Here is a 24,502-nt window from a genome sequence, read left to right as displayed (position 1 = left end):
AACCCTGATGAAAATGCCCGCCCCGTTGCTCGCCGCGCTGGCCATCGCCATCGCATCTCCGGCGATCGGAGCCGAACCTACGCCCGCGCAGAAGGCGCAGTGGGCGAAGGAGGCGGAGGAGCGACTGCATACCGATTGGGCCTATCTCGGCCGATACCGCGACGCGAACGCCGCTCTGCCCGCACCTGTTGCGGGCCAGCCGCGGATCGTCCTGATCGGCGACTCGATCACGCAGGGCTGGTTCGACCAGGTCCCGACGTTCTTCACCCCCGGTCGCATCGGTCGCGGGATCGGCGGCCAGACCACACCGCAGATGCTCGTACGCTTTCCTGCCGACGTGATCGCACTGAAGCCTGCCGTGGTACAGATCATGGCCGGCACCAACGATATCGCGTTCAACACCGGGCCCATGACGCCCGACGAGACCAAGGCCAATATTCGCGCGATGACGGAACTGGCGCAGGCCAACGGCATCCGCGTCATCCTGGCGTCGATACCACCTGCGGATCGCTATCCCTGGCGCCCGGGTCTCGACACCGGCAGCAAGATCGTCGCGATGAACGGCTGGCTGAAATCCTATGCTGCTGCGACCGGCTCGACTTATGCCGATTACTGGTCCGCGCTGGTCGCCCCAGGTACCACTGGCATGCGCGACGGGCTGTCGTCGGATCATGTCCATCCGACCCCGGCGGGGTATGCGGCGATGGCACCGATCGCCGAACGTGCGTTCAAGGCGGCTCTGGCCCGCCCCGCCCCGACGCGTGCGATCATCGCCCGGTGATACTGCTCGCCGCGCTCGCCTTAGCCGCCACGGTCGTTCCGACCCAACACGGTGCCGTCCGCGGCGATGTCACCGCGGACGGCCGCCATCTCTTTCGCGGCATCCCCTATGCCGCGCCCCCGATCGGGCCCCTTCGCTGGAAACCGCCGCAGCCGGTGCAGCGCTGGAGGGTCGCGCGGGACGCCACCAGATCGGCACCGTCCTGCCCGCAGGTCGATCGCGGCTGGAATACCCAGGCGGCGACCTTTGCGAGCGAAGACTGCCTGTATCTCGAGGTGGCGACGCCGGACCTGAAGCCGCGCAAGGCCATGCCGGTGATGGTCTGGATTCACGGCGGCTCGAACTATGCCGGTGGTGGTGCGGGGACGATCCAGTCCGGGCTGGTCCGCAAGGGCGTGGTGCTGGTCAGTCTGCAATACCGGCTCGGCGCGCTTGGCTTCCTCTCGCACCCGGCGCTGACTCGTGAAGGTGGTGGCGCGTCGGGCAATTACGGGCTGATGGACCAGCAAGCGGCGCTACGCTGGGTCCGTGCCAATATTGCCGCGTTCGGCGGCGATCCCGCCAACGTCACGCTGTTCGGCGAGAGTGCGGGCGCCATGGATGTTGGCCTGCACCTGCTCAGTCCCGGATCGCGCGGACTGTTCGCCAAGGCGATCGAGGAAAGCGGCACGCCGGGCTTCGGTACCCCGCCACGCAGTCTCGCCGCGAACGAGCGCCTCGGCATGTTGATCGCAGCGAAGGCCGGGATCGCTCAGACTGCCACTGCTTTGCGTGCGCTGCCGGTTGCCGACCTGATCGCCGCGACCGAGGCGATCCAGGTGCCGGGGCTCGCCGACAAGAGCTTCATCTGGCTCCAGGCGATCGTCGACGGCCGCGTCCTGACGGAAACGCCCGCCGCAACGCTGGCGAAGGGCGGCAACCCCGCCCCGCTGATCATCGGCAGCAATGCACGCGAACTGACGCTGCACGGCGGCGTGGCGCGCGCGAGGGAGGCGATCGCCGATGCATTCGGAAGCAACGCTTCCATAGCGCGCAAGGCGTACGGCTTGGACACGATCCCCGTTGCTGATCCTCGGCTGGGTGATCTCGACCTGATCCTGTCCAACGACATCACGTTTCGCTGTCCGGTGACCCTGGTCGCCGCGGCGCGGGCGCGTGCGGGCCAACCGGTCTGGCAGTATCAGTTCGACTACAGCGCGCCCGACGGCAAACCCGTGACGCACGGCAGCGAGATCCGCTACGTCATGGCAGGCAGCGACGAACTCGAAGCGGGCGCGCCACCGATGCAGGCCTATTGGCTTGCCTTCGCGCGTACCGGCGTCCCGAACGCGGCGGGACTTGCGACGTGGAAGCGCTACGATCTGGCGACGAAAGCCTATCTCGGCTTCGTCAATGGTGGCCCGCAGCCCGGTGCCGACCTACGTGGCGGGGTCTGCGGCTTGCGCACCGCGCCCTGACGCGCCGGGCGTTGTCTCGCGGACGCAACGTCCGGTCCGAGCCCATTCGTCCGACCCGGATCGATCCACTCCTGACTGGCGGCACGGGAGAACGTATCTCCGGACGCCGCTGCGGTCACCCCAGTCTCGTTAATCACTACGACTTGCGTGGCCGACCTGCATGAGGATCGCATCGGAGGGCAGGACGTGATCGAGAAACGGCAGGATAGCCGCGCCGATCGCCGGCGCATCGTCCGACATGGCCGCGCGGACGACCCGGGCCGGGGACGGCAATTTCGCGTCGGCAAGCATCACGTTCAACCGGTCGACGAGCGCATTGACGAGCGCGGCAGGCAGGCGCCCACCGATCAGCACCGCATCTGGATCGACCAGACAGCTGACCGCGATCAACGGCTCGATCAGTGATTGCGCGGCGTCTTCGATCCAGCGCTCGGTGATCGCTGCCACCGCGGGGTCGTCGCGGGTCAACGCCTCGATCCCGTCGACCTCGCACCCACCAGCCCTCAGCCTTAAGTAAAGCGCGGACAGCGACACGGTTTCCTGTACCGTCTGACCCGCGGCGCGGCGCGTCATGTCGGGCATGAAGCCGATTTCGCCACTCCGCGCGCTCGCGCCGCGAAAATAATTGCCGTCGATCACCAATCCGCCGCCGAGGCCCGCGCTGACGAGCACGTAAAAGAAGCTGCTCAGGACCATTCCCGATCCGAACTGTGCTTCGCCTATCGCCGCCGCGGCGGCGTCATTGTCGACGTGCACGGACCAGGGGACGAGTTCCTCGACCATTGCCTTGACGTCGATGTCGTTCCAGCTTTCATACGCGGACGGTCGATGCGGCAAGGTAACCCGACCGAGATCGTCGGGCATCGCGACGCCGACGCCGAGCATGCGCCGTTCGTCGATCAGCTTCGATGCGCGGATAAGGGCAACCTGCTCGCGCAGCCATCCGGCAACCACTTCGGGCAGGGCGAAGGCCGCCTCCAGAGTCGCACGCGTCAGCACGGTACCGGCCAAGTCGAGCGATACGATCGTGATGTGATCCCGGTCGATGTTGATCCCGATCGAGAACCCGCCAGCGGGATTGATGACGAGCTGCAACGCAGGCTGTCCGCGCGCGCCCTGTCGTCGCCCGGCCTCGCTGATCAATCCGGCATTGAGTAGCCTGCGCGCGATGTTCGCGATGGTCGGCGCAGTCAGTCCGGTGATCGCGGCCAGATCGGTCCGGCTAGCTTCCCCGTTCACCCGGATCGCCTGCAGCACGGTACGCTGGTTGTAGTCGGCAGCGCGCTCAAGATTGGTGCCGGACAGGCTGATGCCCAGTCTGGCGCCGCGGTCTACGGATCTGGGCCTTGCGGCGAGGGGGTCGGAATTCGGGGGACCGTGCTGCATTGCCATGTCGTCGAGAATTTCGCTCCCTTCCCTGGTCTTATACTGGTCCTAACGTGCCAGTCTTGATCTCCCCTGGCAACGCCGTGCGTCACATTGATGAAAGCTGCCCCCGCCCTGCCGTCAGACCGTAGTCACACCGGCTGATGCCGATGGGACCGCGCCGACGATTGTCGGTAAAGCGCCCGAATACGCGAAAGACCTCGGGAAGCAGGGATATGGCCGCGCGGCCCCGGCCTAATATTGCTCCAGTGACGGCAAGGCGCGGTTTACTGCGCTGTAAGTCACGTTCGGCAGATGGCCCGCACGTTGCGCCGTCCGGTGCACTAAGTCAGGCGTCGCTCTCGCCCGGCGAATATCCGGCAACCGGTTCGGGGGTCGTGAGCCACACGGCCTCGATCAAATCGGATGCGCATAATCTCGCGCTATCGGAACGGCGCGGGCGCGGTGTGGAGGAGACCCTGGTCGATCGCGCAGCCGATCCGGGTCGCCTCGACCTCGAACCGATCGGCGAGTCGCAGCCGATCGGCGCAATGCGACGAACGCAGGCTGCGCCACCAACCGAAGGGTCGAGGTCGTCTTCCACCCGCACGAAGAGTCCCGCGGAGCAACTGGCATTGATTTAGCGCATGGCGACCTGCGTCGCCCCCCCACGCGGGGTGATCGTCATCACGCCGTCCTCGATCGTGACGCGTCCCAACCGCGCGATCTCGGGCTGTCCGAGCAGCGTATAGGGGATGCCGGGCTGGCCGATGCGCATCGTCATACGGCCGAGGCTCTGACCGCCGATCTCGACCGACGCGACGCGCGCGACGCCGACCCGCGTGTAGCCGCCGATGCCGACCGCCATCTCCTCGCGCTGCACCGCACGATCGGCACCGGTCTCGCGGGCGTCATCCGCCGAGAGGATGCTGTATGCCGCGCCGGTGTCGATGATGGCACGGATGGGTATGCCGTTTATGATCATCGACGCGACGAAGTGCCCGCCCCAGGGATCACGATTGATGCGCAGGACCCTTGGCGTCTCGGGGGCGACCGGGTCGTCGAGGTCGGCCAAATCGATCTCGATGCGGGGTACGGGGGGCGGCGCATACGCGACGACGGCAACGGTCGCCCGTTGCGGCACGATCGAGGTGACGATGGTGCGCGACAGCACGTGACCCTCACCGTCCTCGTCCGTGGTCTCGGTGGAGGTGATCGTGGCCATGCCAGGCGTCCCCTCGCCGCCCTGCCATGCGGCGTCGACGACGTGCGTGCGTCCGTTGACCGTGGTGACGGTTCGCACGGTGTTTGCGGGAACGTCCTGTATCTGTCCCTCGATCTCGACGCGGACCTGGGCGGCGGCGGGTGTCGCGGCCAGCGCAGATACAAGAGCGATCGCGATTGCTGCCGCATGGCCGGTTGCTCTGGTGGCCATCGCCTCCCTCGTTTTCGTCTCGTCCAGGGGAATCCGTGCCTGGCGCCGCGGTGTATTTTAGCGTCCGTTCGTTTACATCTGGTTAGCGAGTGCAGCGGGACCGTGATGCGTCTCGTGTCGACGCAAGGGCCGATAGGCGACAGCGGTCGGCTCCGTCATCTCTGCATCGGCATCCGGCCCGGCGAACCGAGACGAGTGTGATTGGTCGGGATCGGCAACGGAGACGATCCAGTCGTGGACGTTTGCGAGCTACTTTAAGCTTCCAGGCTTCGATCGCTCGTTGATTGCGCTGCGAAGGCGGCGTTGGGCGGCGAATTACCGACCGCCGCCCCTTTCCCGAAGCAAATGGCGATCTGGGAAAGTCCCAAATCAGATGTTGAAGCGCAAACTATTGCCTAATTTGCCGATGGCATCTCGAACACCAGCAACGTCGAGGTCGCCGTCGCACAGACCTGCCCCTTATCGTTGTGCAGCGTGGCTTCGGTGAAGGCGGCGCGACGGCCCATGGAAATCAGGCGGCCGGTGGCGCGGATCGTGCCGCTGGTGCTGCTAAGGCCCTTCACGAATGAGACCTTCAATTCCAGCGTCGTATAGCCGTAGCCAGGCTTCAGTGCCGTGTGTGCCGCGATACCGCAGGCGCTGTCGAGGATCGTCGCGATGTAACCACCATGAACCGAGCCCATCGGATTGTAGGAACTTCCGTCGGGCGTCGCTTCGAAGACCGCGTGCCCATGGTCCGCTTCGATCAGCGAGATACCGAGCTTTTCGCCTAACGGCGGTTGCCGTCCGGTCGCGAGCAGCGCGCGGACCTGAGTGAGCCCATCGGTTCCTTCGGCAGCCTCAGATGACATGGTCTTCCTCCTTCTACTTATTCTGGCTAGCTAGCATCATGCCGGCGCCGTTCTACGTCGTAAGTTGAGCAGGATCCCAGCCGCCGCCCAATGCCCGGAACGACACGACCGCGCCGCGACTTGCCGCCGCTCGCGCTTGGATCGCCCCGTCGCGGGCGTCCAACAGGCGCCGATCCGCGTCCAGCACTTCGATGAGGCTGATAGCGCCGCCGCGGTATGCCGTATCGGAGGTCGCCCTTGTCCAAGTGAGCGACAGCTCGTTCTGTGTCAGCATCGTGGCGCACGCTTCTTGATGTACAAAGGTCGAGAAGGCGTCCTCCACATCATGCGACGCGCGCAGGACGGCCAGGCGATAGGCCGCCAAGGCCTCCGCGTTGCGCCCTTTCGCTGCCTTGATCTCGGCATCAACGCGGCCGAAGTCGAACGATCGCCAGCACAGCCAGCAAGCCATTTGCCTGTATCGCACTGCCGCCGAACAGGCCACTCGCAGCCGTGGTGGCCGTGCCAAGCAGGCCGCTGAGCGAGAATTTCGCAATCGATGCTGCATTCATGTCCATTCGAATACGGCCTGCCCCAAATTGCGATGACGACGCCGGACACAGCATGAGCAGTTGGTCAGTCCAGCTTCAGCCATTCGTCCACTCAGTGAACGGAGGCTCGTTGCGGACGGATCAACTGGCCTCTGGCTCAAACGAGTGGCAAGCCGCAGTTCGCTTCAGCGGCCCGAAGCATGCGAAAAAACGTTCATTCTAATGACGCCGGCACCAATCAGCCTCACGCCACTAACGACAGCGCCATCGAGCTTTCGATCTCAGAACGCCCACGCCACCCGATGCCGGTCATCCCCGATCCGTTTCTGACATCAAACTCGCTTATGTTGCAGATTTGCAACGGCGGTTGAAACTTCGCAATAGAATGCTCGACACCAAACGACAGTCTATTGCGCCGCCGCACGATTTCCGAGACACCTCCGTCGATAAACCGGGGGAAAATTAATGATAAACCTGACTTTGCTGCGTGCAGGCATATGCCTGCCCGCCATGCTTTGTGCCGCGGCTAGCGCACATGCGCAGGCGGTGGACGTGGGACCAGCGGCTGCCGCAAGCGCTTCCAGCAACGAGGCGGCGGACACGCCCGACGATATCATCGTCACCGGATCGCGCATCCGTCAGAGCCCGCTCGAACAGCGCTCTCCTGTCGTCACGCTCGATACTGCCGCGCTCGCACAGACCGGCCTGACCTCGGTCGCTGATATTCTTCAGCGCCTCCCAAGCGCTGCGGGTGGGTTGAACACGAAGGCGAACAATTCCGGTAACATCGGCAATCCGCAGGATGGCGGCGGTGTAGGTGCTGGCTCGGCCGAGATCGACCTGCGCTACCTGCTGGCCAAGCGGACGCTCGTGCTGGTCGACGGGCTCCGCTACGTCAACGGCGCGTCGGCGAGCGGCATTCCCGGCACGGTCGATCTGAACACCATTCCCAACAGTTCGATCGAGCGGATCGAGGTGCTGCAATCGGGCCAGTCGCCGCTGTACGGTTCGGATGCCATTGCCGGCGTCGTCAACATCATCACCAAGGCCAGCCAGCAGGGACTGCGCATGTCCGGCCAGTTCGGTACGTATCGTGCAGGCGACGGCCATTCCTACAACGGCGACATCAGCTACGGCGTGAAGGGTCCCAACACGTCGCTCGTCTTCGGCGCCAGCTATGTGAAGGAAGGCAGCGTCCGCACCAGTGATCGGGCCCTTTCACAATTTCCAAATCCGGGCCAGACGACCTGCCTCGATCCTCGCGGCGGTTGCTCGGGCGCGGCGCTGGGCGGTCGCATCGTCTTCAACCCCGGCAACGCCATCCGTCCCCAAGGCGGCACGCTCACGGTGCGCCAGAACGGCTTGACCAGCCGCGGTGTCTACGATCCCACGCTCGCGGGCGGCGACTTCCGCGCGTTCACCACCGCGGACCGGTTCAACTTCTCACCGTTCAACTATTTCCTGACACCGTCCGAACGCTACGGTGCGTTCGTCAGCTTCAAGGGCGACCTCGGCTCGGGTATCAACCTGCGGATCAAGTCGGTGTACAATCACCGGAACTCGCAGAACCAGGCCGCCTTCCTGCCTCTGAACGTTGGTCCCGATGCGGGGACCGGCACGCTCACCGACCGCATCTCGATCGATGCGACCAACCCGTTCAATCCCTTTGGCGTCACGCTATCGGCTGGTGGCGCCGGCCAGCCCCCCGCAAACTACGGGTTTATCGGACGACGCCTCGTCGAGGGCGGGCAACGCACCTACAATCAGAGCGTCGATACGATGTCGGTCACCGCGACGCTGGACGGCAAGTTCCAGGTCGGCGGGAAGACGTTCTACTGGGACGTGAACGCGGTCCAGGGCTTCAACGACGCCAAGCAGGTGTTCACGGGCAACATCAACACACAGCGCCTCGCGCAGGCGCTTGGTCCGCTCGCGCAATGCACGGGGGAGTGCGTACCGTTCAACATCTTCGGCGGCGCAGGCTCGATCACGCCGCAGATGCTGGCCTTTGTCGGCTTTACCGAGCGCGCCAAGAGCAGCCAGGAACTGCGCGACTACACCGCCAACCTCACGGGTGAACTGTTCGACCTCCCCGCCGGCCCGATCGGCTTCGCGGTCGGCTACGAACATCGCTACCAGAAGGGATCGTTCACCCCCGATGCGTTGATCCAGGCCGGTTTCGGCGCCGACATTCCCGCGCAGGCGGCGAGCGGCGCGTTCAACTCGGACGAGTTCTACGGCGAAATTCGCGTTCCGCTGCTGAAGGACGTGCCGTTCTTCAGCTCGCTGGAAGCCTCGGGTGCGGTCCGCCATGTGAACTATTCGATCAGCGGCAGTAACACCACCTACACCGGCACGGGTCTCTGGAAGCCGATCCCCGATCTGCTGCTACGTGCCTCCTATGCCACGGGATTCCGTGCGCCCAGCATTGGCGAGCTGTTCGGCGCGCAGTCGCGGTCCGATATCGGTATCCCCGATCCGTGCAGCAATATCCCAGGCTCGCGCTATCAGGCCTCCGCCACGGTGCGGGCCAACTGCGCCGCCAACGGTGTTCCCACGAACGGCAGCTATCAGGAACCGACGGGTCAGCTCGGCGTGACGACGGGCGGCAACCAGGCGCTTGCGCCGGAAACCTCGAAGACCTGGCTGTTCGGCGCCGTCCTCAGCCCGGCGTTCATGCGGACAAGCGGCATCGCCAGCCAGTTCGCGTTGGAAGCGAATTATTACGACATCGAGGTATCGGGCGCGATCGCCTCGACCAACCCGCAGGTGACGTTGGCGCGGTGCTCCGAGGCGGGTGACGCGCTGAGCTGCTCGAACGTGGTGCGCAGCAGCAGCGGCCGCATCTCGAGCATCGTCGGCTTGCTGCAGAACATCGGGCAGATCCGCACGCGCGGCATCGACCTGACGCTCAACTATCGTTCGCCCCAGACCGGCATAGGCATTTTCGGCCTGTCGCTGAACGGCAATCATCTCATGAAGTACAGCGAGACGACACCAACCTCGACCGGGTTCAGTGCGATCAGCTATCGCGGCACGACCCGCGGTTCACCCGACCAGTCCTACCCCAAGTTCAAGGGAACGGGCGTGGTCAGCTGGAGCATCGCCGATGTCGAGGCGTCGTTCACCGGCCGCTACATAAACCATGTCCGCGAGAATACGGGCGCCCGGCTGGACAACACCTTCTACGGTGACGTGCAGTTGACCTTCTCGCCCGCCTTCCTGGACAGGAAGTTCGATTTCACGGCAGGCGTGCGGAACGTCTTCAACCAGGATCCGCCGGCGTGCACGACCTGCACCGGTCCGAACTATGATCCCACGACCTACGACGTACCGGGGCAGTTCGGTTATCTGCGCCTCTCGTACCGTATGTGATACGGTCATCTGATTATTCAGGCGACCTTTGGTGGCCTGATCGTATATCGAGGGGGGACGTCGCTCTTCCCTCGATATACGAACGATCTGCGCGCGTTGAACCTCGTGGCAATGTCGACGGCTACGTACAATAAGAACGGCATATTTACGTGGGACGTTGGAATGGCGAAACATCTCAGTTTGATGATCGTCATTGTGATCGTGACGGAGACGCTGGGTGCACCGTTGATCGCGAATGCCCAGACACCGATTCATTTCGACTGTGACGCACCGGTCGACCAATTCAGAACGGAAGCACAGATCGTGGCGCTGCCGGTCACGGTTGTCGGCACGATCTCAGCAGTCGCGATGGCATCGAAAGACTATGTTCCGTCCGCCAGCGTAGCGGTCGTCAGCGAAGATGATAAGAACGGTGTTGGATTTCAGATGAATTCGCCGGCAGACGATGCGACTGAATTAGATGTTGATCATATCGAGATGCAACGCGGTGTTCTTAAGGAGACACCTTAAGGTCGTGTACCTTCCGCTGGAGCAATGCCCTTTGCCTTGTCGGTTTCGAAACTAGGCGACGTCACGGTAAGTGTCGGCACCATAGTGTTCACCGCAAAGTTCGCGCCGGTTGCGCGTATGAAGGTGGCCGCAACCTGCACCAGCGGCCATTTCAAATATCTTGGCAGCCTATCAAATGCGGAGGGCGCGACCATATCCACGACGCCGTAGAGGCTCGGACGGGGAAAAATGGAATGGCCGGAATGGGAAGGTTAGTTACCGTCCTCACGCGCTCTGTCCCGCGCAGTGCATTTGGGTGTTTCCAAGCAACTTTTCGAAGCCGTTAAACCTCTTGTGCCTTCTGCCGTGGCGATTCTACTGGCTTTTAGAATCACGTCGTCCAGTGATCCCATTCCACCGTAGAGCCGCAAAAGTCGATCGACGCCGTGATAATCGGATTGTACGATACTCGATCTACACCGCTCGACCTGCTTGGCCAATCTGTTGTCACCGTGCAGCTTTACCAATGTGCCATTGCTTCGAGTGTTCCAGCGAGCCGAGCAACATCGGGATGCAGTGCCGTTTTTACTAGCGTAGCGGGTCTATCGGAATGACTGCAAGTGGGCGTAAGGCACCCTGCCCGACAGCTTCCAGCCAGCTCCAGATGCGGGCATTCCACCGGGAGCTTCGCCTCCCCAACTTCTGCCATTCATTCACGTCTGTAGCGATCGTCGGCAACCAGTCTTTACGGCCATAGACCAATTGGCCGATCACCTTCAGGGCGCAGTCCATCTATCCGTCTCGGTCCCCTTCTAGAGCTGGGTTTGGGGGATCGCTGGCGCGCTGATCGCGGTGCCGTTGACCGCTGCGATCGTGACGATCTGCGGCCAGTTCGATCGCAGCCGCTGGATCGCCAAGCTGCTGTCGTCGTGACGACGAGGTGAAGTTCCTGATGAACAGGAACAAAGCCTCGGGTCAGCGATTACGCCGTAAGAACACGCACTCAAAAACAGGGGACCGAAAATGAAGAAGACATTCGTAATCGCGATTGCAGTAGGGCTAGCTTCGCTTTCGGCCTGCAACTCCAGCCCACGTGAACAGGCTGCAGACAAGATCGAATCCAACACCGAAGCGGTTGCGGATAACCTCGAGGATGCCGCTGACCGGGTCGATAACGAAGCCGTCGAGGATCGCCTGGAGAACAAGGCCGACGCTGTTCGCGCAACCGGTCAAAACCAGGCTGAAGACATGCGAACGAATGATCCCGATACGAACCTGTCCAACGGCATGTAGTTTTGCGAGACAGAATGGGCCGCTCCCAAGCACAGCTCGTTCTGGAGGGGCGTCCAAGTAACATTGGGCGCCCTTTTCCGTTTCTTCCCCTGTCAAAGCTGCCTTCAAGACAGACGCAGGAAGTCCGGCCTTTCCATCTACTGACGTTCCTGACGATGATCGACGCTTTGTGCATCCTTGGGTCCAACGGGCATCGACGCCACGATGAATGCAGCGGAAAAACGTAGCTTCGACATCTCGTTCTCCTCGTTACCGCTCCTTCCACGCGGTGTTGGCCTAATTCGGTCGCGTGCAAATTGAAATTGCATTGTTGTCGTCTTCTTGATCTGGCTCGAGCACGAACAGATCGCGAGATTACGCTGCACGAACGCACGTATGCAGAGGTGGCGCCTCCTGCGTAAGTGCTTCGCAACACAAAAGACGACCCACATCCGGACATTCCGCTGGGCACTGCGCTTCCCGAATTCCTGCCATTCATTCAGGTCTGTAGTTATCGTCAGCAACCGGTCTTTACGGCAATAGCCCGATCGGGCGATCACCTTCCGAGTGCAGCTCAATCACGCGTTGCGGCAAGCCCCATCCCGGGGGCCGTAACTGACGGACCAACCTTGGCCATGATCGCAGATGGACCGCGGTAAGTGATCGACGATGCGGACGATTGCGCGGAACTCCGTCCCCATCTCGAACGGTATGCCGGAGCAATGTGGAGCTGACCGTGACCGACTTATCCTGCCGCTGGTCCACGGCTTGCCCATGGACCAGAAACAGCGACCCATGATGGCTACGGATTTAAAAGGTAGCCAAGCCCTTCGTGCCGGAGTTCGCCTTCTGCGCTTCAAGATGTCGACCCAAGCACATGGTCGGATCGGGCTGTGGGCTGTGCTTTCGGCTCGAACGGTCCGTAGCGCGCTCCGTGACGATTTTGGCATAGCGGCGAGTTCGATAGCGTTTGCCGCCTTCCTGGCGATGATCCCGCTCGCCGGTGTCATTGCGGGCGTTTATGGCATGGTGGTTCCACCGACAGCCGTCGCCGACAATATGCGCAGGATCGTCGCCATCCTGCCAGTCAGCGCGCAGCAATTGGTTGCCGCTAACCTGAACCGCGGACTTGCCAGCGGTCGCGACGGGATCTTCACGCTGATCGTGTCGCTCGGGATCGCGCTGTTCAGTGCGCGTCGTGCGGGACGGTCGCTGCTTCACGGAATCAACCTTGCCTATCGGATCGAACGCGAGCGTCGCGGGCTGCGTCGACAACTGGTGTCGACGATCGTCGTCTTGGGCTGCGCCGCGCTCGTACTGACCGCGCTTATCTCGCTGTCCGTCCTCACTTTCCTCCAGAGCTATGTTCCCGACGGACTGCCGGGTGCCCGGCTGGCGTCGGCGATCACGCTGTTCGGTTCGTTGACGCTCGACGCAGGTGGCGGCCTGATCGTGCTCTATCGCTATGCCCCGGCGTCGGAGGCGGTTCCGTGGCACAGCGCCCTGCCCGGCACGATCGCCGGCGTCGCCCTGTGGCTGACCGCGACGATGATGTTTCGCGCCTATGTCGCGCGGTTCGCGCGCTTCGACGACACCTATGGTTCGCTGTCCGCGGTCGTGGTGCTGATGCTCTGGCTGATGGTGTCGGCCTGGGCCCTTCTGCTCGGTGCGCGGCTCAATGCCGAAGCGATGCGCCATGTCGGCGAACACATAAAGGAACGTGCCGAATGACCGACATCCCGGTGCAGGACCGCTATCGCAACCGCCTGCTCGGCATCATCACCGCGATCCTGCTGATCGCCTCGCTACGCATCGGCTTTGCGGTCATCATGCCGATCGCCTTTGCCGCAATTATCGTCGCCGCGCTCTGGCCACTGAAACGCTGGCTGGCGCGGTTCATGCCGTCCTGGATCGCCTACACGCTGACCCTCCTGTCGCTGGTCATGATCCTCGGAGCGTTCGCCGCCGCGGTATACCTCTCGGTCGGCCAGGTGATCGGCGCGGTGGCGTCGCAATGGGCAGGTCTCGAGCGCGGATACAACCACCTCGCCAGCTGGGCGGCGGACCGCGGCGTGCCGATCGCCGGGACGATCAACCGGCAGCGGATCACGATGCTGGTCCAGATGCTGGCGAGCGGCGTCTACGCCTTCGTCACCTATGTCGGCTTCATCGGGATCGTGGTGATGCTCGGCCTGCCCGAAGTGCCACGGCTCTGGCGCAAGCTGTACGAGATGTTCGAGGGCGGTGCGCGACGCGACATGCTCGAAGTTGGCGAGGAGATTTCCGGCCAGATCCGCCGCTATCTCGGCACCACGCTTGCGACCAGCATCCTGACCGGCGTCGCGTCAGCGCTATGGTCGTGGATGACGGGGCTCGAGCTGGTGCTGGTCTGGGGCATCCTCAACTTCCTGCTCAACTTCGTCCCCGTCATCGGCAACATCGTCGGCATCGTCCCGCCCGTGCTCTTCGCGTTCATCCAGTTCGGCGGGTGGCAGATGCCGTTACTGGTGTTCGCCGGATTCGTGGTCCTGCAGATGACGATCAGCAACGTCGTCTACCCGATCCTGCAGGGCAAGCAGCTGTCGCTGTCGCCGCTGGCTATCATCGTCGCCATGACGTTCTGGAGCTGGGTATGGGGGATCGCCGGCGCGCTGATCGCGGTGCCGCTGACCGCCGCCGTCGTGATGATCTGCGGCCAGTTCGATCGTAGCCGCTGGATCGCCAAGCTGCTGTCGTCATGATGATCGGGGACAACGACCGCTCGAGGAACGCAGCATGAGGCAATGGTCGTGGATCCTGAAGCGGATCGTCCGGCAGATCTGGTTCCGCGCGGCGATCATCAGCATGCTCAGCGTCGCGCTGGCGATCGTCGCCGGGCTCGTCACGCCGTATCTGCCCTACACGTTCGACGCCGATATCGGGCAGCGATCGGTGGGTACGATCCTTCAGATCATGGCCTCCAGTATGCTGGCGGTCACGACCTTTTCCCTGACCGCGATGGTCAGCGCCTATTCCTCCGCGACGCAGCTCGCCACACCGCGCGCGACCCAGTTGATGGTCAGCGACCCGACATCGCAGAACGCGCTGTCGACATTCCTCGGCGCCTTCGTCTTCTCGATGGTGGGTATCGTCGGGCTGAACACCAGCGCCTACGGGCATGACGGCCGGATCATCCTATTCGCGGCGACGGTGCTGATTATCCTACTGGTGGTCGGCACGTTGTTGCGCTGGATCGGGCATATCACCGCCTTCGGACGGATGGCCGACGTGATCGACCGCGTCGAGGAGGCCGCGACCAACGCCATGCAGGAATTTGCAGCGCATCCGTATCTTGGTGGGCGGGCTCCTGTCGCCATCCCCGCCGACGCCGTGGCGCTGCGTGCTCCGCAGACCGGCTATATCACGCATATCGACGTCGCCGCGCTCGGCGCCATCGCCGACCGCGACCGCCTGACGATCTATGTCGACGTCCTGCCCGGCGCGATGATGCACCCCGCGCGGACGCTTCTGCGGGTCAAGGGGGAGGCGAACGACGCGGTCCGGTCCGCCCTGATCAAGACCTTCACGATCGAGCGACATCGCTCGTTCGATCAGGACCCGCGGCTGGGCTTGATCGCATTGTCCGAGATCGCGAGCCGTGCGCTGGCGCCGGCAACCAACGATCCGGGCACGGGGATCGAGGTCCTCAATGCCTTGCTGCGCGTGTTCCTGACGCTTCGGCCGGGCGAAGCACGCATCGATGACAAGGTCGAAACCCATCCGGTTCACATCGGCAGACCGACAATGGACGATATGCTGACGGACGCGTTCGGGCCGATCCTGCGCGAAGGCGTTCAAGAGGTCGAGGTATCGCTGCGGCTGACAGCGACGCTGGCGGCGCTGCACGCGAACCTGCCCGATGCACGGGCCGCGATCGAACGCTGGGCGCACCGCCACGCAAAGCGGGTGACGACCACCATCACGGATCCCGACGATCTGACGGCCTTCGATACGGCTTACAGGAAGCTCTGGCGTGCTTGAGGCGGGGGCATAATCCCCGATTGCCGGGCAACTCCTTCGAAATACGGGGTCACCAGCAGATGCGGCATTGCCAGTGCCGCGATGCCGGCAAACAGCGAACGCACGCCCGAAGGGTCCCATCGCAGCAGCAACCCGCTTACGATCCCCACCAGCGTCACGGCCGCGACGAGGACCGGCGCCGTGGTACGAAGGTACGCGGTGGTCGTGACGCACTGCAAGCGATCACGACGCTCTTTCGTCTGTGGCACCGCGTGCAGCACGAGGAACCCCAATGAAAACCCGACGAGCGGGGGTAGAACCAGAAGTGCCGTCGTTCCAACCAGGAGACGTCGATCTTGACTCGCCACGCCGATGATCGCGAGGCAGCCGGCGGCTATGCCACCGGCAATCGCCAGACTGCTGACCATGGTCGGCAGACTTGACGCTTGAACGCCGGCAGAATGGAGAATGCGGGTCAGGCTCGCCGCATGCAGCGTCGCAGGGGTGGCAACCAGGCTTATGCCGCGGGCCACCCTCTCGAACGGCCGGCTTGCCGGGGCATCCTCAAGGCCAAAATGGACGGCGGATGCCAGCAGGAATGCGGGAAGAGCGATCGCGGGATCGACGATCCACCACCAGAGACAGACCAGTAGCGCAGAGACGTACAGTGCCAGGAATGTCGGGCGTCGCTGGTGCTCGATGATTTCAAGATCACTGGCGCCGTGCACTATGCCGACGATGCCGACCGCGATGGCTGCGAACGCAAGCTGCACGGTGAGCGAGCACAATGATGCGATCAAAGCCGCCCCGAAAAGGAGGCCCCAGCCAAGGGCCGGGGCGCGTCGTGTCATGCCCGGTAGCCGCGTTCGTCGCCCTGATGCGCCAACGCCTTGTCGAGGTTGGCTGCCGCATAGAACGCATAGACGACCTTCGCGATGATATCCATTATCAGGAACGCCCAGACCGATGCGGGATCAGTGATCAGCTTTAGACCTTCCGGCCCGACCAGGAAGACGATGGGATAGAGGAACCAGATCACCGTCAGGAAGATGAGGTTCTTGGCGTAAGCAGTGCCCAACGCGGCGCCTCGGCTGAAAGCCTGTGACCGCAATGGACCCCAGAGCAGATACAGGACGCCGAGAAACGCGACGCAGGACCATCCGTACCAGATCCATTTCGCCAGCGATGGGGCGGCAAGCGACGATATCAGGCCCGTGACGATCATCAGGACATCGAGGACGATGACCGATGTCAGATACCCGCCGACTTCACCTGTCTTTCCGTGCTCGTGGAACGCCAGCAGCACCAGCCCGGACAATAGTATCGGCGTCGTTACCGACCAATCGACATAGCGTGCCAGATAGGTCGCCGAGCCGTCGCTGTTGACCAGCGTGCCGATCCCAAAGGCCATTGCGAGATACGCGGTTGCCGCGATGAACGGGACGCTGGCGTGCAGGAGCGTATGATGACCCGACGGCTGCGTCTTCTTACCCGTCGCGTATATCGCCAGCGACGCGACCGACATCACGCTGAAGCCGATCAGAAAAGCGGTTTGATCCACGAGGGAGCCCCCTGTCATGAGGACGACCCGGCGCCGACCTTAAGCCCCTAACATCGCTCACATGTTTTGGGTCCTAACTCGCGATAAGTTCATGAATGCGTCATGTTTGGTGGGGCCGCGACAGACTGATGCTTACGCTTTCGGAACGTGCACGGCCGCACAAAGCCCTGGCGCATTGTCGCTCAGCGTCAGCGAGGCGCCATGAACGCGGGCAGCGACCCGCGCGATGCTGAGACCAGGGCCGCTGCCTTCGGAATGACGGCTGGTGTCGAGCCAAGCGAAGCGCGTCATGGCATGCTCGCGCTGGTTGGCCGGTATGCCCGGTCCCGTATCTGCCACGATGAGCGTGACCCCATCCAGCCCGCGCGTGAGCGTCACCAAGCGATCCACGCTACGGGCCTTGCTGCGTTTGCGGCGCCTCGGATTGACCACGGCGATCCTGCATGCCGAAACCGAACAGCTGTTCCAGTCAATCGGCCAGTTCGCCGTCATCCGATTCGAACTGCGTCGGTTCGAATTGCTGCTCCTGCGCCAATCCGGGCTTGACCTTGATCTGAACGACGCTCGGTCCGACCTGACACATGATCGAGTGCCTCGCGGCGCGTGAACGTCCGTCGATCAGGCTCTCGATAGCTGAGCCAAGCGCTCTTCCTATGGCACTTAGGGCATACTCTACCTTGGGCGGCCCCTGGCCATAAGTCTTCCGGGTGACGATGCCGTCCTTTTCCAACTCCTTGAGTTGCTGGATCAGCATCTTCTGCTTCACGGGACGGTTGGATGGACACTGTCCCGCGCCATCCCGATGCTGAATCTGCGGGCGAGATCTTCGAGTGGTTCGGCGCGGCTAGCGACATCAGCGCCCTACGCAATGCGGAGGCCGCGCTACACAAAAGCGAAGCGAAGTTGCGCGAGCTAAACGCCACCCTTGAACAGCAGGTCAATGAGCGCACGGCCGAGCGCCACCGCCTTTGGTAAACGTCGCCAGCTCTATCGTTAATGATTGATTTCAAAGACGTTTCTCAGCGCGTCAACCCGGCCTGGACCACTCTTCTTGGCTATGCGCCTGACGAGCTGTCGGGTTGCGGAGAGGATGAGGGACGGTGTTGAAGTTTAGGCTTCAGGCGGCGGGAGATCAGGCATTTCTTACCGATGATCGTCTTACACGGAACAGCCTCACGCGCTTCGGTGCCGTACCGCCCCGACGGCAGCAAGGCCTTAGCAACACGCCGAACTCTACCTAAATTACCTCGCGGTGCAGCACGCCCATTTGTCACCATCTCACGGCAGGCCATTGCTATCGTTTGGAACGGATTTCAAAAAGCGCCGACGTCCATGGGTTTTATCGACGCCGGCGTATCCTCATGCCCTATGGACACAGGCGATAGGACTGCCGTGATTGCCTCGTGAAGATCATGTATACCGTACGGCTTTCGCACGACGACGCTCCTAGCGAGATCCGCGCCTAAACCTGCATCGTCGCCGTAGCCGCTTGCGAAGAAGAAAGGGATCGATGCCCCACGCAATCGCATCGCTATCCCGATACTCGTCTCATCCCCGAGGTTGATGTCTAGAATAGCGAAATCAACGGCCTCGCGGTCCAGGATCTCTTCGGCGCCCTCGATATAGGATGCCGTCCAGACGTGCAGCGCGCCTAGATCCTCCAACAAGTTTTCACCAGTCAGAGCAACGATCATATTGTCCTCGAGCAGGAGTACCCGCTTGCCGCTAAGCGGCTTGGCGGCGCCGTTAAGGCTGACCGGGGTAGCTGACTTGCGAACTTCGACCGCACGTTTCGTATCCTGTTCGGCCCGACCCGCGAGATGGCGAGCAGGAACGAAAAAGTCTGCTTCGAACCCTTCGACCGGGTACCGGACGGTCGCGGTACCTTGGAGGTCAAAGGGAATAGTCCGCTCGATAATGACGGTCCCAAAACCGATCCGGGTTGGCGGGGTTACGGGCGGCCCGCCCCGTTCTCGCCAGGTCACGGAGAGGCCTTCGCCAGCGCGGTGATCAAGTACCACCTCGACCGATCCGCCATCCGATAGCGCGCCATATTTCATGCTATTGGTTACAAGCTCGTGCACGACGAGCGCCATCGACGAGAACGCCTCGGGGCGCAGCAGGATGGCCGGGCCGACAACGCGAAAGCGGTCTTGCCGGTCGGGCATGAACGCGGCAATTTCCGCTTCGAACAGGTCAATGAGCGGTGCTGGCGACCAGTTCTGGAGGGTGACCTGGTCGTGGGCGCGCGCCAGCGCCTGAACCCTGCCGCCAAGGGCCTCGACATAGGCCGCCGTCGTTATCCCTGGCGCGTTGGTCTGAACGATGAGCCCGCGGATCAAAGCAAGAATATTGCGCACCCGGTGGTTGAGTTCGGCAATCAGCACCTCCTGCTGCTCGCTTGCGCGGTGTCGGGCAACGTCGGTCTCTTCCGACAAGCGGAGAATGACTTCGATGAGCGCGGTTCGGATAGTCTCGCCGACGCGGCGATCGCGCTCGACAAAGGGCACTGAACAGTCACGTACAGTTTGCTTGAACGCCTCGAAGCTCCTGCGGGGGCTCAGGCGGCCGCCTTCATCGGCAGTGACCGACTTATCAGGATTACCGCCCCAGGTGATCGCCTCGATACGCTCCCGCCTGAACAGCATGACGTAATCGCGGGGCGTTCGGGAAATCGGGATAGCCATCATCCCTGCTGCGTGATCGCTCACGCCGACGCCGTCCGCACCAATCTTGCGTATGCTGTCGGTATCGAACACCCGGCTGGCCGGCATCGTGTCTAGGTACCGTGCGATGCCCAGCAGTTGCCCACGATCGGGCGTCGCACCGGCTGCGTTGAGTTCTCCGCGTAGGTACACAGCGACGCCGTCGCACGCGATCACGTCACCGATTGTATCCATCAGCCAGATGGGATCAGACAGAAGCGGAGCATTGCTCGCAACAGTAAGGATGATGCGATCCGCGAAGCTTCTTGCGTGCTCGTCGTCGACCACAGCCAGGCTGCGCAGCCGGCTTTCCAGCGTCAGTGAAAACATCGCGCCGAACAGTTCGGCTGCGCTGCGCATGACGAAGCTTGGAATCCGAGCCGTCTCGTGGTGGCAGGCGATCAGTCCCCACAGGCGGCCCTCGACGATGATGGAGATCGACAGCGACGCGCCAACGCCCATGTTTCGGAGATATTCGATATGAATGGGCGAAACGGCACGGGTGACCGCGAGTGAGAGATCGAGCGGCTGAACCGCCTGCGATTGTGGTAGGATCGGGACGGTTGGTGCATGCACGTCGGCAATGATGCGAAAGGGATTGCGGAGATACAGCGCGCGCGCTTGCACCGGGATATCGGAGGCTGGGTAATGAAGGCCCAATAATGAGTCGGCTGGCGACTTGGCGGCCTCCGCAACAACCTCCCCGACGCCGTCTTCATGGAACCGGTAGATCATTGCCCTGTCAAAACCGGTGATCGCTCTAGCCTGTCTGACGGCATCCCGTAACAGGGCCGGCATCATCGATTGCGCCTGCAACCTCGCCATCATCGAGCGCACCAACGTCGCCGCCTCAGCAGGTAGATCTGTACCGCAGGGCTCTCCCTCGATGACTAGCACCTCGCCAGCATAATGCAGCGCGAGATCAAACAGGCGCCGATCAGCGGTCAGCCTGACGCCGTATAGTCGCTCTGTTCCGGTGCCGCCTGAAAGCGCGGCCAAACGATTGCGCACGTCATGAAGCGCACCTTGCGCAATCAGGCGATCGGCCTTCATGCCGATCGCCTCGCGTGCCTCGGTTCCAAGAAATTCGAGAAGGTTGGCTGACGCCCGGACAATGGTCCAGTCGTTTCCCAGTGCGATCAAAAAGCCGAAGCTTTGGATATGATCTAGAAAGGCGATCGGCTCGCGTGCACACTGATCGAGATCGGGCGAAGCAATTTGATCACGCATTTGTCATAGCCTTAACCCGAGACGAAGCCGTCCATCGGCAAGGGTTCTGACCGAATGAAAGTAGCGCTAGATACTTACACGGAACATACTGATCTTAATCGTAACACGCCACGGATATTATTACCGGAATCGAATATCAATGTTTCTTCCGATTTAACGCGCCTGCGAGCTTGAGATTGTTCGACCCGCAGTTAGCGAGATTTAGATCGTACCATCTGTCCTTTGCGGTGAGATCGATCGGCACGGCCGGGAAGATCCGTAAAAAATTTCGGATCGAATTGTCGGTCAGGCGCGGACAGGCGTGGACTGCTATGATCGGCGGATGCTTGTCTGCGGCAGACAGCCACCTTCGATAACGTCCTGAAAAATGCTACGACCGGCCGACATATCACAGCATTGTGGCGACCTTCGACGACAGTGCCTCTAGCGTAAAGGGCTTCGTCAGCAGCTCCATACCGGGCTCCAGATGACCGTTGCCCACCGCCGCGTTCTCGGCAAAGCCAGTGATGAACAACACCTTCAGCCCTGGTCGTAGCCGGCGTGCCTCGTCGGCGACCTGACGCCCGTTCATGCCGTTGGGAAGGCCAACGTCGGTGATGAGCAGATCGATCTTCGCACCGGACTGAAGCACCTTGATCCCGGCAGCGCCGTCCGCCGCTCCGATAACCGTATAGCCGAGGTCGTCCAGCACCTCGTCGATCAGATGCCGGATCGTCGCCTCGTCGTCGACGACCAACACGGTTTGTCCTTTCGTACCGTCGACGAGCGCACCGTGCTGATCTGATCCTCCTGCACTACGTCGCCGTGATGGCGTGGCAGGTAGATGCAGATGGTCGTGCCTTGCCCGATTTCGGAGTAGATGCGCACCTGCCCCCCGGACTGGCGCGCAAAGCCGTAAATCATCGACAGGCCAAGGCCCGTTCCCTGTCCGATCGGCTTCGTGGTGTAGAACGGCTCGAACGCTCGCGCGATCGTCTCCGGGCTCATGCCCGTACCCGTATCGGTGACGCAGACCGAGATATACTGGCCAGGCGGCAGGTCACGGTCACGACTGGTACGCTCATCGATCCACTTGTTGGCGGTTTCAATGGTCAGCCTGCCGCCTTCGGGCATCGCATCGCGCCCGTTGATGCACAGATTGAGAACTGCGTTCTCAATCTGTGCAGCGTCGATCTCCGCGGTCCATAGGCCGGCTGCCCCAACAATCTCGATGTCGGTCAGAAACGTCACCAAGCTACCGTACCATCATCGTCGAAGAAGCCACCGGTGGGTCCATCGTCAGGTAAAGTCGCTAGTCGAATGCCGATCGCGCCCCCCTGCTCCGGAGTGCGCGAGCCTGAGTGCTGGTTCAGGTCGGTAGCGGTGTAGCCTGGGCAGCCGGCATTAACCTTGAAGCCAAGCGGCGCGAGATCCTTTGCGAATGCCACTGTCACCGCATTCAATGCCGACTTGGCGCTGTTATAGCCAAGCAGATTGACCTCGGCCATCGGCGCCTCGAAGTCCGATGCCCAGGCAAGCGAGCCCAGGCTGCTGCTGACGATGACAATCCTCGGCTTGGACGCCTTCTTTAACAGAGGTAGGAAAGCCTGCGTTGCTTGGATCACGCCAAAGACATTGACGTCGTAGATTGCTCGCACATCCGTGATCGTCTCCTCGCTAAGCGGTCCCCAGCGGGTTGAGATGCCCGCGTTGTTCACTAGAACGTCGAGCCGGTCGACCTCTCGTCCCATAGTTTCTGCGGCCGCAGCGACGCTCGATCGTCCGCAACGTCTAGCGTCAGGACCAGCCAATGATGGCGTTGATCCTAAGCGGCGCAAAGGAGATCGCGATCGGCGATCGGCGACCGCCGGCTTCGCTATGATCCGGCCAGCTATTTCATCGCTACCGTCGAGCTACCCGCGTCCGGCTGCGTCAAACTCGATCAGCCAAACGAGCAGTATCTTGCCGTCGGCCTCGACCTCGACAGCGACCAGCTCGCATCCGTTCTCAGCGAGGCGGACGTGCCCTCCCCTATAGCCGAACCCGCGTTTGCAGTGAACCCGGTCACGTCGGAACTGCTCGACGCGTGGCTACGTCTCTTACGGCTTCTCGATGCGCCACAGGATATTGCCGTGTTGGCCCCGCTTTGCGAACGGGAGATCCTCTATCGTCTACTTCAGGGGCCGCGGGGGTCAATCGTCCGGCAGATCGCGCGCGCTGACAGCCGGCTTTCGCAGGTACGCCGGGCGATCGCACTGATCCGCGATCACTTCGATAGGCCGTTGCGCGTCGAGGCGTTGGCCGACGTGGCCGGCATGAGCTCGGCGTCGTTACACCGGCATTTTCGAACGGCAACGGCGATGAGCCCGCTGCAGTACCAGAAAAGCCTCCGACTTCAGGAGCTCGTCGGCTGATCCTGGCTGGCCGCGACGTCGCCGCAGCTGGCTTTGCGGTGGGCTACGAAAGTGCATCCCAGTTCAGCCGGGAGTACGCCCGCCTTTTTGGTTCCGCGCCGTCCCGTGATGCAAAGAGCACCAAGGTAGCAGGCGAAAGCAACCGCGCCCTAGCTGCCTGAAACGAAGCAGACTGTTGACCCACTTGCGGTCATTCGCGGCCGCTTTCTGGCTCCCCGATTTCCGCCATCCATTCAGTATTGCAGCAGAGAAGGTGCTGTGCCTCGGCCCTACCCGCTGCCTCACCAGCTTTCGAAAGGATGATGAGGCGGCAAAGCTTTTGCCGGCCCATCAACGGGCTGTCGGCTGCATAAGCTCTATCGTGATATGATCGGGGCCTGAAACGTAGGCCACCAACGTTCCCTTCCGTGGACCACCCGGGATCGGCAGCGGATTGCCTTTCGCCTTCCATCCTGCTGCCTCGACGCGGGCAATGGCGACGTGAATATCCTTTACGGTCAGAGCCAGGTGGGCCGCTCCGATCGATCCCGCGCCGCTGGGCACCGTCCCGTTCTGGAGCCCGTTTGAATATTCCAACAGTTCGACCACGTAGCCGCCTGGTGCCTTGACGATCGCCGTTTTCACACTCGGATCATCGACACCTGTCACCTGATGCAGGAAGTCGCCCCCCATCTCAGATTGCCGCTCAAGTGTGAAACCGAGCGCTCCCGTCCAGAACCGAACGGCTTCGTCCAGAGACGACACAGCGAAGCCTGTGTGGTCCACGGCAATTACGTTTGCGGCGTCCGTCATTACTGCCCTCTCACTGGTATGCCGGTCGTGCTTACCACGCGACCGTTCACCATCGTAAACCGCTTTCCCAAAACCCTTCCCCCATACACTTCCCAATATGGGCTGGTGGACACGGAGAAAAGGAAAGGCTTCGAGCCTCTTGAAGCAGCGGGTTCCAGGATGCGAAAGACCTTGGGAGCAGACTAGCGTGGTCATGCAGCGATCAGGCGACCAGCGGCCGCGGAGACGCAAGAGTGGACGTTCGAGCACCTACCTTGGCGTCCCAAC

At 62.3% G+C, this 24,502-nt stretch carries 23 protein-coding genes and 1 pseudogene; 11 read left to right on the top strand and 13 right to left on the bottom strand.

Annotation, left to right across the window (positions count from 1 at the left end; all coding sequences use genetic code 11):
- The first annotated feature begins 7 nt into the window (after positions 1–7).
- Positions 8–781, top strand: coding sequence for a GDSL-type esterase/lipase family protein (locus AC1MH0_RS01240; protein ID WP_480964338.1), 774 nt, complete (start codon positions 8–10; stop codon positions 779–781).
- A complete protein-coding gene (locus tag AC1MH0_RS01235; protein WP_480964337.1) occupies positions 778–2,238 on the top strand; it encodes a carboxylesterase/lipase family protein in 1,461 nt (486 codons plus the stop codon). Before AC1MH0_RS01240 ends, AC1MH0_RS01235 begins: the two co-directional genes overlap by 4 nt.
- 129 nt (positions 2,239–2,367) lie before the next feature.
- Here the strand turns inward: AC1MH0_RS01235 and AC1MH0_RS01230 are convergent, their stop codons facing one another.
- Positions 2,368–3,624, bottom strand: coding sequence for an ROK family transcriptional regulator (locus tag AC1MH0_RS01230; RefSeq protein ID WP_480964336.1), 1,257 nt, complete (start codon positions 3,622–3,624; stop codon positions 2,368–2,370).
- A gap of 377 nt (positions 3,625–4,001) precedes the next feature.
- Here AC1MH0_RS01230 and AC1MH0_RS01225 point away from each other — a divergent pair, with 377 nt between their 5' ends.
- Positions 4,002–4,247, top strand: coding sequence for an OmpA family protein (locus AC1MH0_RS01225; protein WP_480964335.1), 246 nt, complete (start codon positions 4,002–4,004; stop codon positions 4,245–4,247).
- Here AC1MH0_RS01225 and AC1MH0_RS01220 read toward each other — a convergent pair.
- From AC1MH0_RS01220 to AC1MH0_RS01210, 3 genes are all read right to left on the bottom strand, one after another.
- Positions 4,244–5,038 (bottom strand): retropepsin-like aspartic protease family protein, encoded by a 795-nt coding sequence (locus AC1MH0_RS01220; protein ID WP_480964334.1) that lies wholly within the window; start codon positions 5,036–5,038, stop codon positions 4,244–4,246. The two genes, AC1MH0_RS01225 and AC1MH0_RS01220, sit on opposite strands and share 4 nt — an antisense overlap.
- A gap of 395 nt (positions 5,039–5,433) precedes the next feature.
- The gene (locus tag AC1MH0_RS01215) at positions 5,434–5,889 is read right to left on the bottom strand and encodes a PaaI family thioesterase (protein WP_480964333.1); all 456 of its coding nucleotides are present in this window, start codon (positions 5,887–5,889) and stop codon (positions 5,434–5,436) included.
- A 52-nt stretch (positions 5,890–5,941) separates the two neighbouring features.
- The gene (locus tag AC1MH0_RS01210) at positions 5,942–6,340 is read right to left on the bottom strand and encodes a TolC family protein (RefSeq protein WP_480964332.1); all 399 of its coding nucleotides are present in this window, start codon (positions 6,338–6,340) and stop codon (positions 5,942–5,944) included.
- Between the two features lie 544 nt (positions 6,341–6,884).
- Between AC1MH0_RS01210 and AC1MH0_RS01205 the strand changes: the two genes are divergently transcribed.
- On the top strand, positions 6,885–9,794 hold the full coding sequence (locus AC1MH0_RS01205; protein ID WP_480964331.1) for a TonB-dependent receptor domain-containing protein: 2,910 nt from the start codon (positions 6,885–6,887) through the stop codon (positions 9,792–9,794).
- 162 nt (positions 9,795–9,956) lie between these two features.
- Positions 9,957–10,304, top strand: a complete 348-nt coding sequence (locus AC1MH0_RS01200; RefSeq protein ID WP_480964330.1) for a hypothetical protein — start codon at positions 9,957–9,959, stop codon at positions 10,302–10,304.
- 251 nt (positions 10,305–10,555) lie between these two features.
- Here AC1MH0_RS01200 and AC1MH0_RS01195 read toward each other — a convergent pair whose 3' ends face one another.
- On the bottom strand, positions 10,556–10,810 hold the full coding sequence (locus AC1MH0_RS01195) for a DUF6966 domain-containing protein (RefSeq protein WP_480964329.1): 255 nt from the start codon (positions 10,808–10,810) through the stop codon (positions 10,556–10,558).
- A 496-nt stretch (positions 10,811–11,306) separates the two neighbouring features.
- Here AC1MH0_RS01195 and AC1MH0_RS01190 point away from each other — a divergent pair, with 496 nt between their 5' ends.
- From AC1MH0_RS01190 to AC1MH0_RS01175, 4 genes are all read left to right on the top strand, one after another.
- Positions 11,307–11,576 carry a hypothetical protein gene (locus AC1MH0_RS01190; RefSeq protein WP_480964328.1) on the top strand — a complete coding sequence of 90 codons (270 nt, stop codon included), beginning with the start codon at positions 11,307–11,309 and terminating at the stop codon, positions 11,574–11,576.
- A gap of 648 nt (positions 11,577–12,224) precedes the next feature.
- Positions 12,225–13,286, top strand: a complete 1,062-nt coding sequence (locus tag AC1MH0_RS01185) for a YihY/virulence factor BrkB family protein (protein WP_480964327.1) — start codon at positions 12,225–12,227, stop codon at positions 13,284–13,286.
- On the top strand, positions 13,283–14,296 hold the full coding sequence (locus tag AC1MH0_RS01180) for an AI-2E family transporter (RefSeq protein ID WP_480964326.1): 1,014 nt from the start codon (positions 13,283–13,285) through the stop codon (positions 14,294–14,296). The genes AC1MH0_RS01185 and AC1MH0_RS01180 overlap by 4 nt, the downstream gene beginning before the upstream one ends.
- Before the next feature lie 34 nt (positions 14,297–14,330).
- On the top strand, positions 14,331–15,575 hold the full coding sequence (locus AC1MH0_RS01175) for a DUF2254 domain-containing protein (RefSeq protein WP_480964325.1): 1,245 nt from the start codon (positions 14,331–14,333) through the stop codon (positions 15,573–15,575).
- Here AC1MH0_RS01175 and AC1MH0_RS01170 read toward each other — a convergent pair.
- From AC1MH0_RS01170 to AC1MH0_RS01155, 4 genes are all read right to left on the bottom strand, one after another.
- A complete protein-coding gene (locus AC1MH0_RS01170; RefSeq protein WP_480964324.1) occupies positions 15,551–16,405 on the bottom strand; it encodes a Brp/Blh family beta-carotene 15,15'-dioxygenase in 855 nt (284 codons plus the stop codon). The two genes, AC1MH0_RS01175 and AC1MH0_RS01170, sit on opposite strands and share 25 nt — an antisense overlap.
- A complete protein-coding gene (locus tag AC1MH0_RS01165) occupies positions 16,402–17,115 on the bottom strand; it encodes a bacteriorhodopsin (protein WP_480964323.1) in 714 nt (237 codons plus the stop codon). The genes AC1MH0_RS01170 and AC1MH0_RS01165 overlap by 4 nt, the downstream gene beginning before the upstream one ends.
- 132 nt (positions 17,116–17,247) lie before the next feature.
- Positions 17,248–17,607, bottom strand: a complete 360-nt coding sequence (locus AC1MH0_RS01160) for a sensor histidine kinase (RefSeq protein WP_480964322.1) — start codon at positions 17,605–17,607, stop codon at positions 17,248–17,250.
- Positions 17,585–17,881 (bottom strand): winged helix-turn-helix transcriptional regulator, encoded by a 297-nt coding sequence (locus AC1MH0_RS01155; RefSeq protein ID WP_480964321.1) that lies wholly within the window; start codon positions 17,879–17,881, stop codon positions 17,585–17,587. The genes AC1MH0_RS01160 and AC1MH0_RS01155 overlap by 23 nt, the downstream gene beginning before the upstream one ends.
- A gap of 11 nt (positions 17,882–17,892) precedes the next feature.
- Between AC1MH0_RS01155 and AC1MH0_RS01150 the strand changes: the two genes are divergently transcribed.
- Positions 17,893–18,090 carry a hypothetical protein gene (locus AC1MH0_RS01150; protein WP_480964320.1) on the top strand — a complete coding sequence of 66 codons (198 nt, stop codon included), beginning with the start codon at positions 17,893–17,895 and terminating at the stop codon, positions 18,088–18,090.
- A gap of 338 nt (positions 18,091–18,428) precedes the next feature.
- Here AC1MH0_RS01150 and AC1MH0_RS01145 read toward each other — a convergent pair whose 3' ends face one another.
- The 3 genes and pseudogenes from AC1MH0_RS01145 to AC1MH0_RS01135 all read right to left on the bottom strand — a co-directional run bounded on the left by AC1MH0_RS01145 (position 18,429) and on the right by AC1MH0_RS01135 (position 22,840).
- Entirely contained in the window at positions 18,429–21,050 is a 2,622-nt protein-coding gene (locus tag AC1MH0_RS01145; protein WP_480964319.1) for an HWE histidine kinase domain-containing protein, read from the bottom strand.
- A 388-nt stretch (positions 21,051–21,438) separates the two neighbouring features.
- Positions 21,439–22,265: pseudogene (locus tag AC1MH0_RS01140) on the bottom strand (ATP-binding protein); the annotation flags it as partial.
- 11 nt (positions 22,266–22,276) lie between these two features.
- Positions 22,277–22,840 carry an SDR family NAD(P)-dependent oxidoreductase gene (locus tag AC1MH0_RS01135; protein WP_480964318.1) on the bottom strand — a complete coding sequence of 188 codons (564 nt, stop codon included), beginning with the start codon at positions 22,838–22,840 and terminating at the stop codon, positions 22,277–22,279.
- A gap of 45 nt (positions 22,841–22,885) precedes the next feature.
- On the opposite strand from AC1MH0_RS01135, the gene AC1MH0_RS01130 reads away from it, so the two are divergent.
- Positions 22,886–23,443, top strand: coding sequence for an AraC family transcriptional regulator (locus AC1MH0_RS01130; protein WP_480965800.1), 558 nt, complete (start codon positions 22,886–22,888; stop codon positions 23,441–23,443).
- Between the two features lie 330 nt (positions 23,444–23,773).
- On the opposite strand, the gene AC1MH0_RS01125 is transcribed toward AC1MH0_RS01130, so the two are convergent.
- Entirely contained in the window at positions 23,774–24,235 is a 462-nt protein-coding gene (locus AC1MH0_RS01125; RefSeq protein ID WP_480964317.1) for a VOC family protein, read from the bottom strand.
- Positions 24,236–24,502 lie beyond the last annotated feature (267 nt).

Source organism: Sphingomonas sp. AP28 (genome assembly GCF_056680455.1).
The sequence above is the reverse complement of the archived record's forward strand: the minus strand, read 5'-3'. Positions and strand labels throughout refer to the sequence as shown.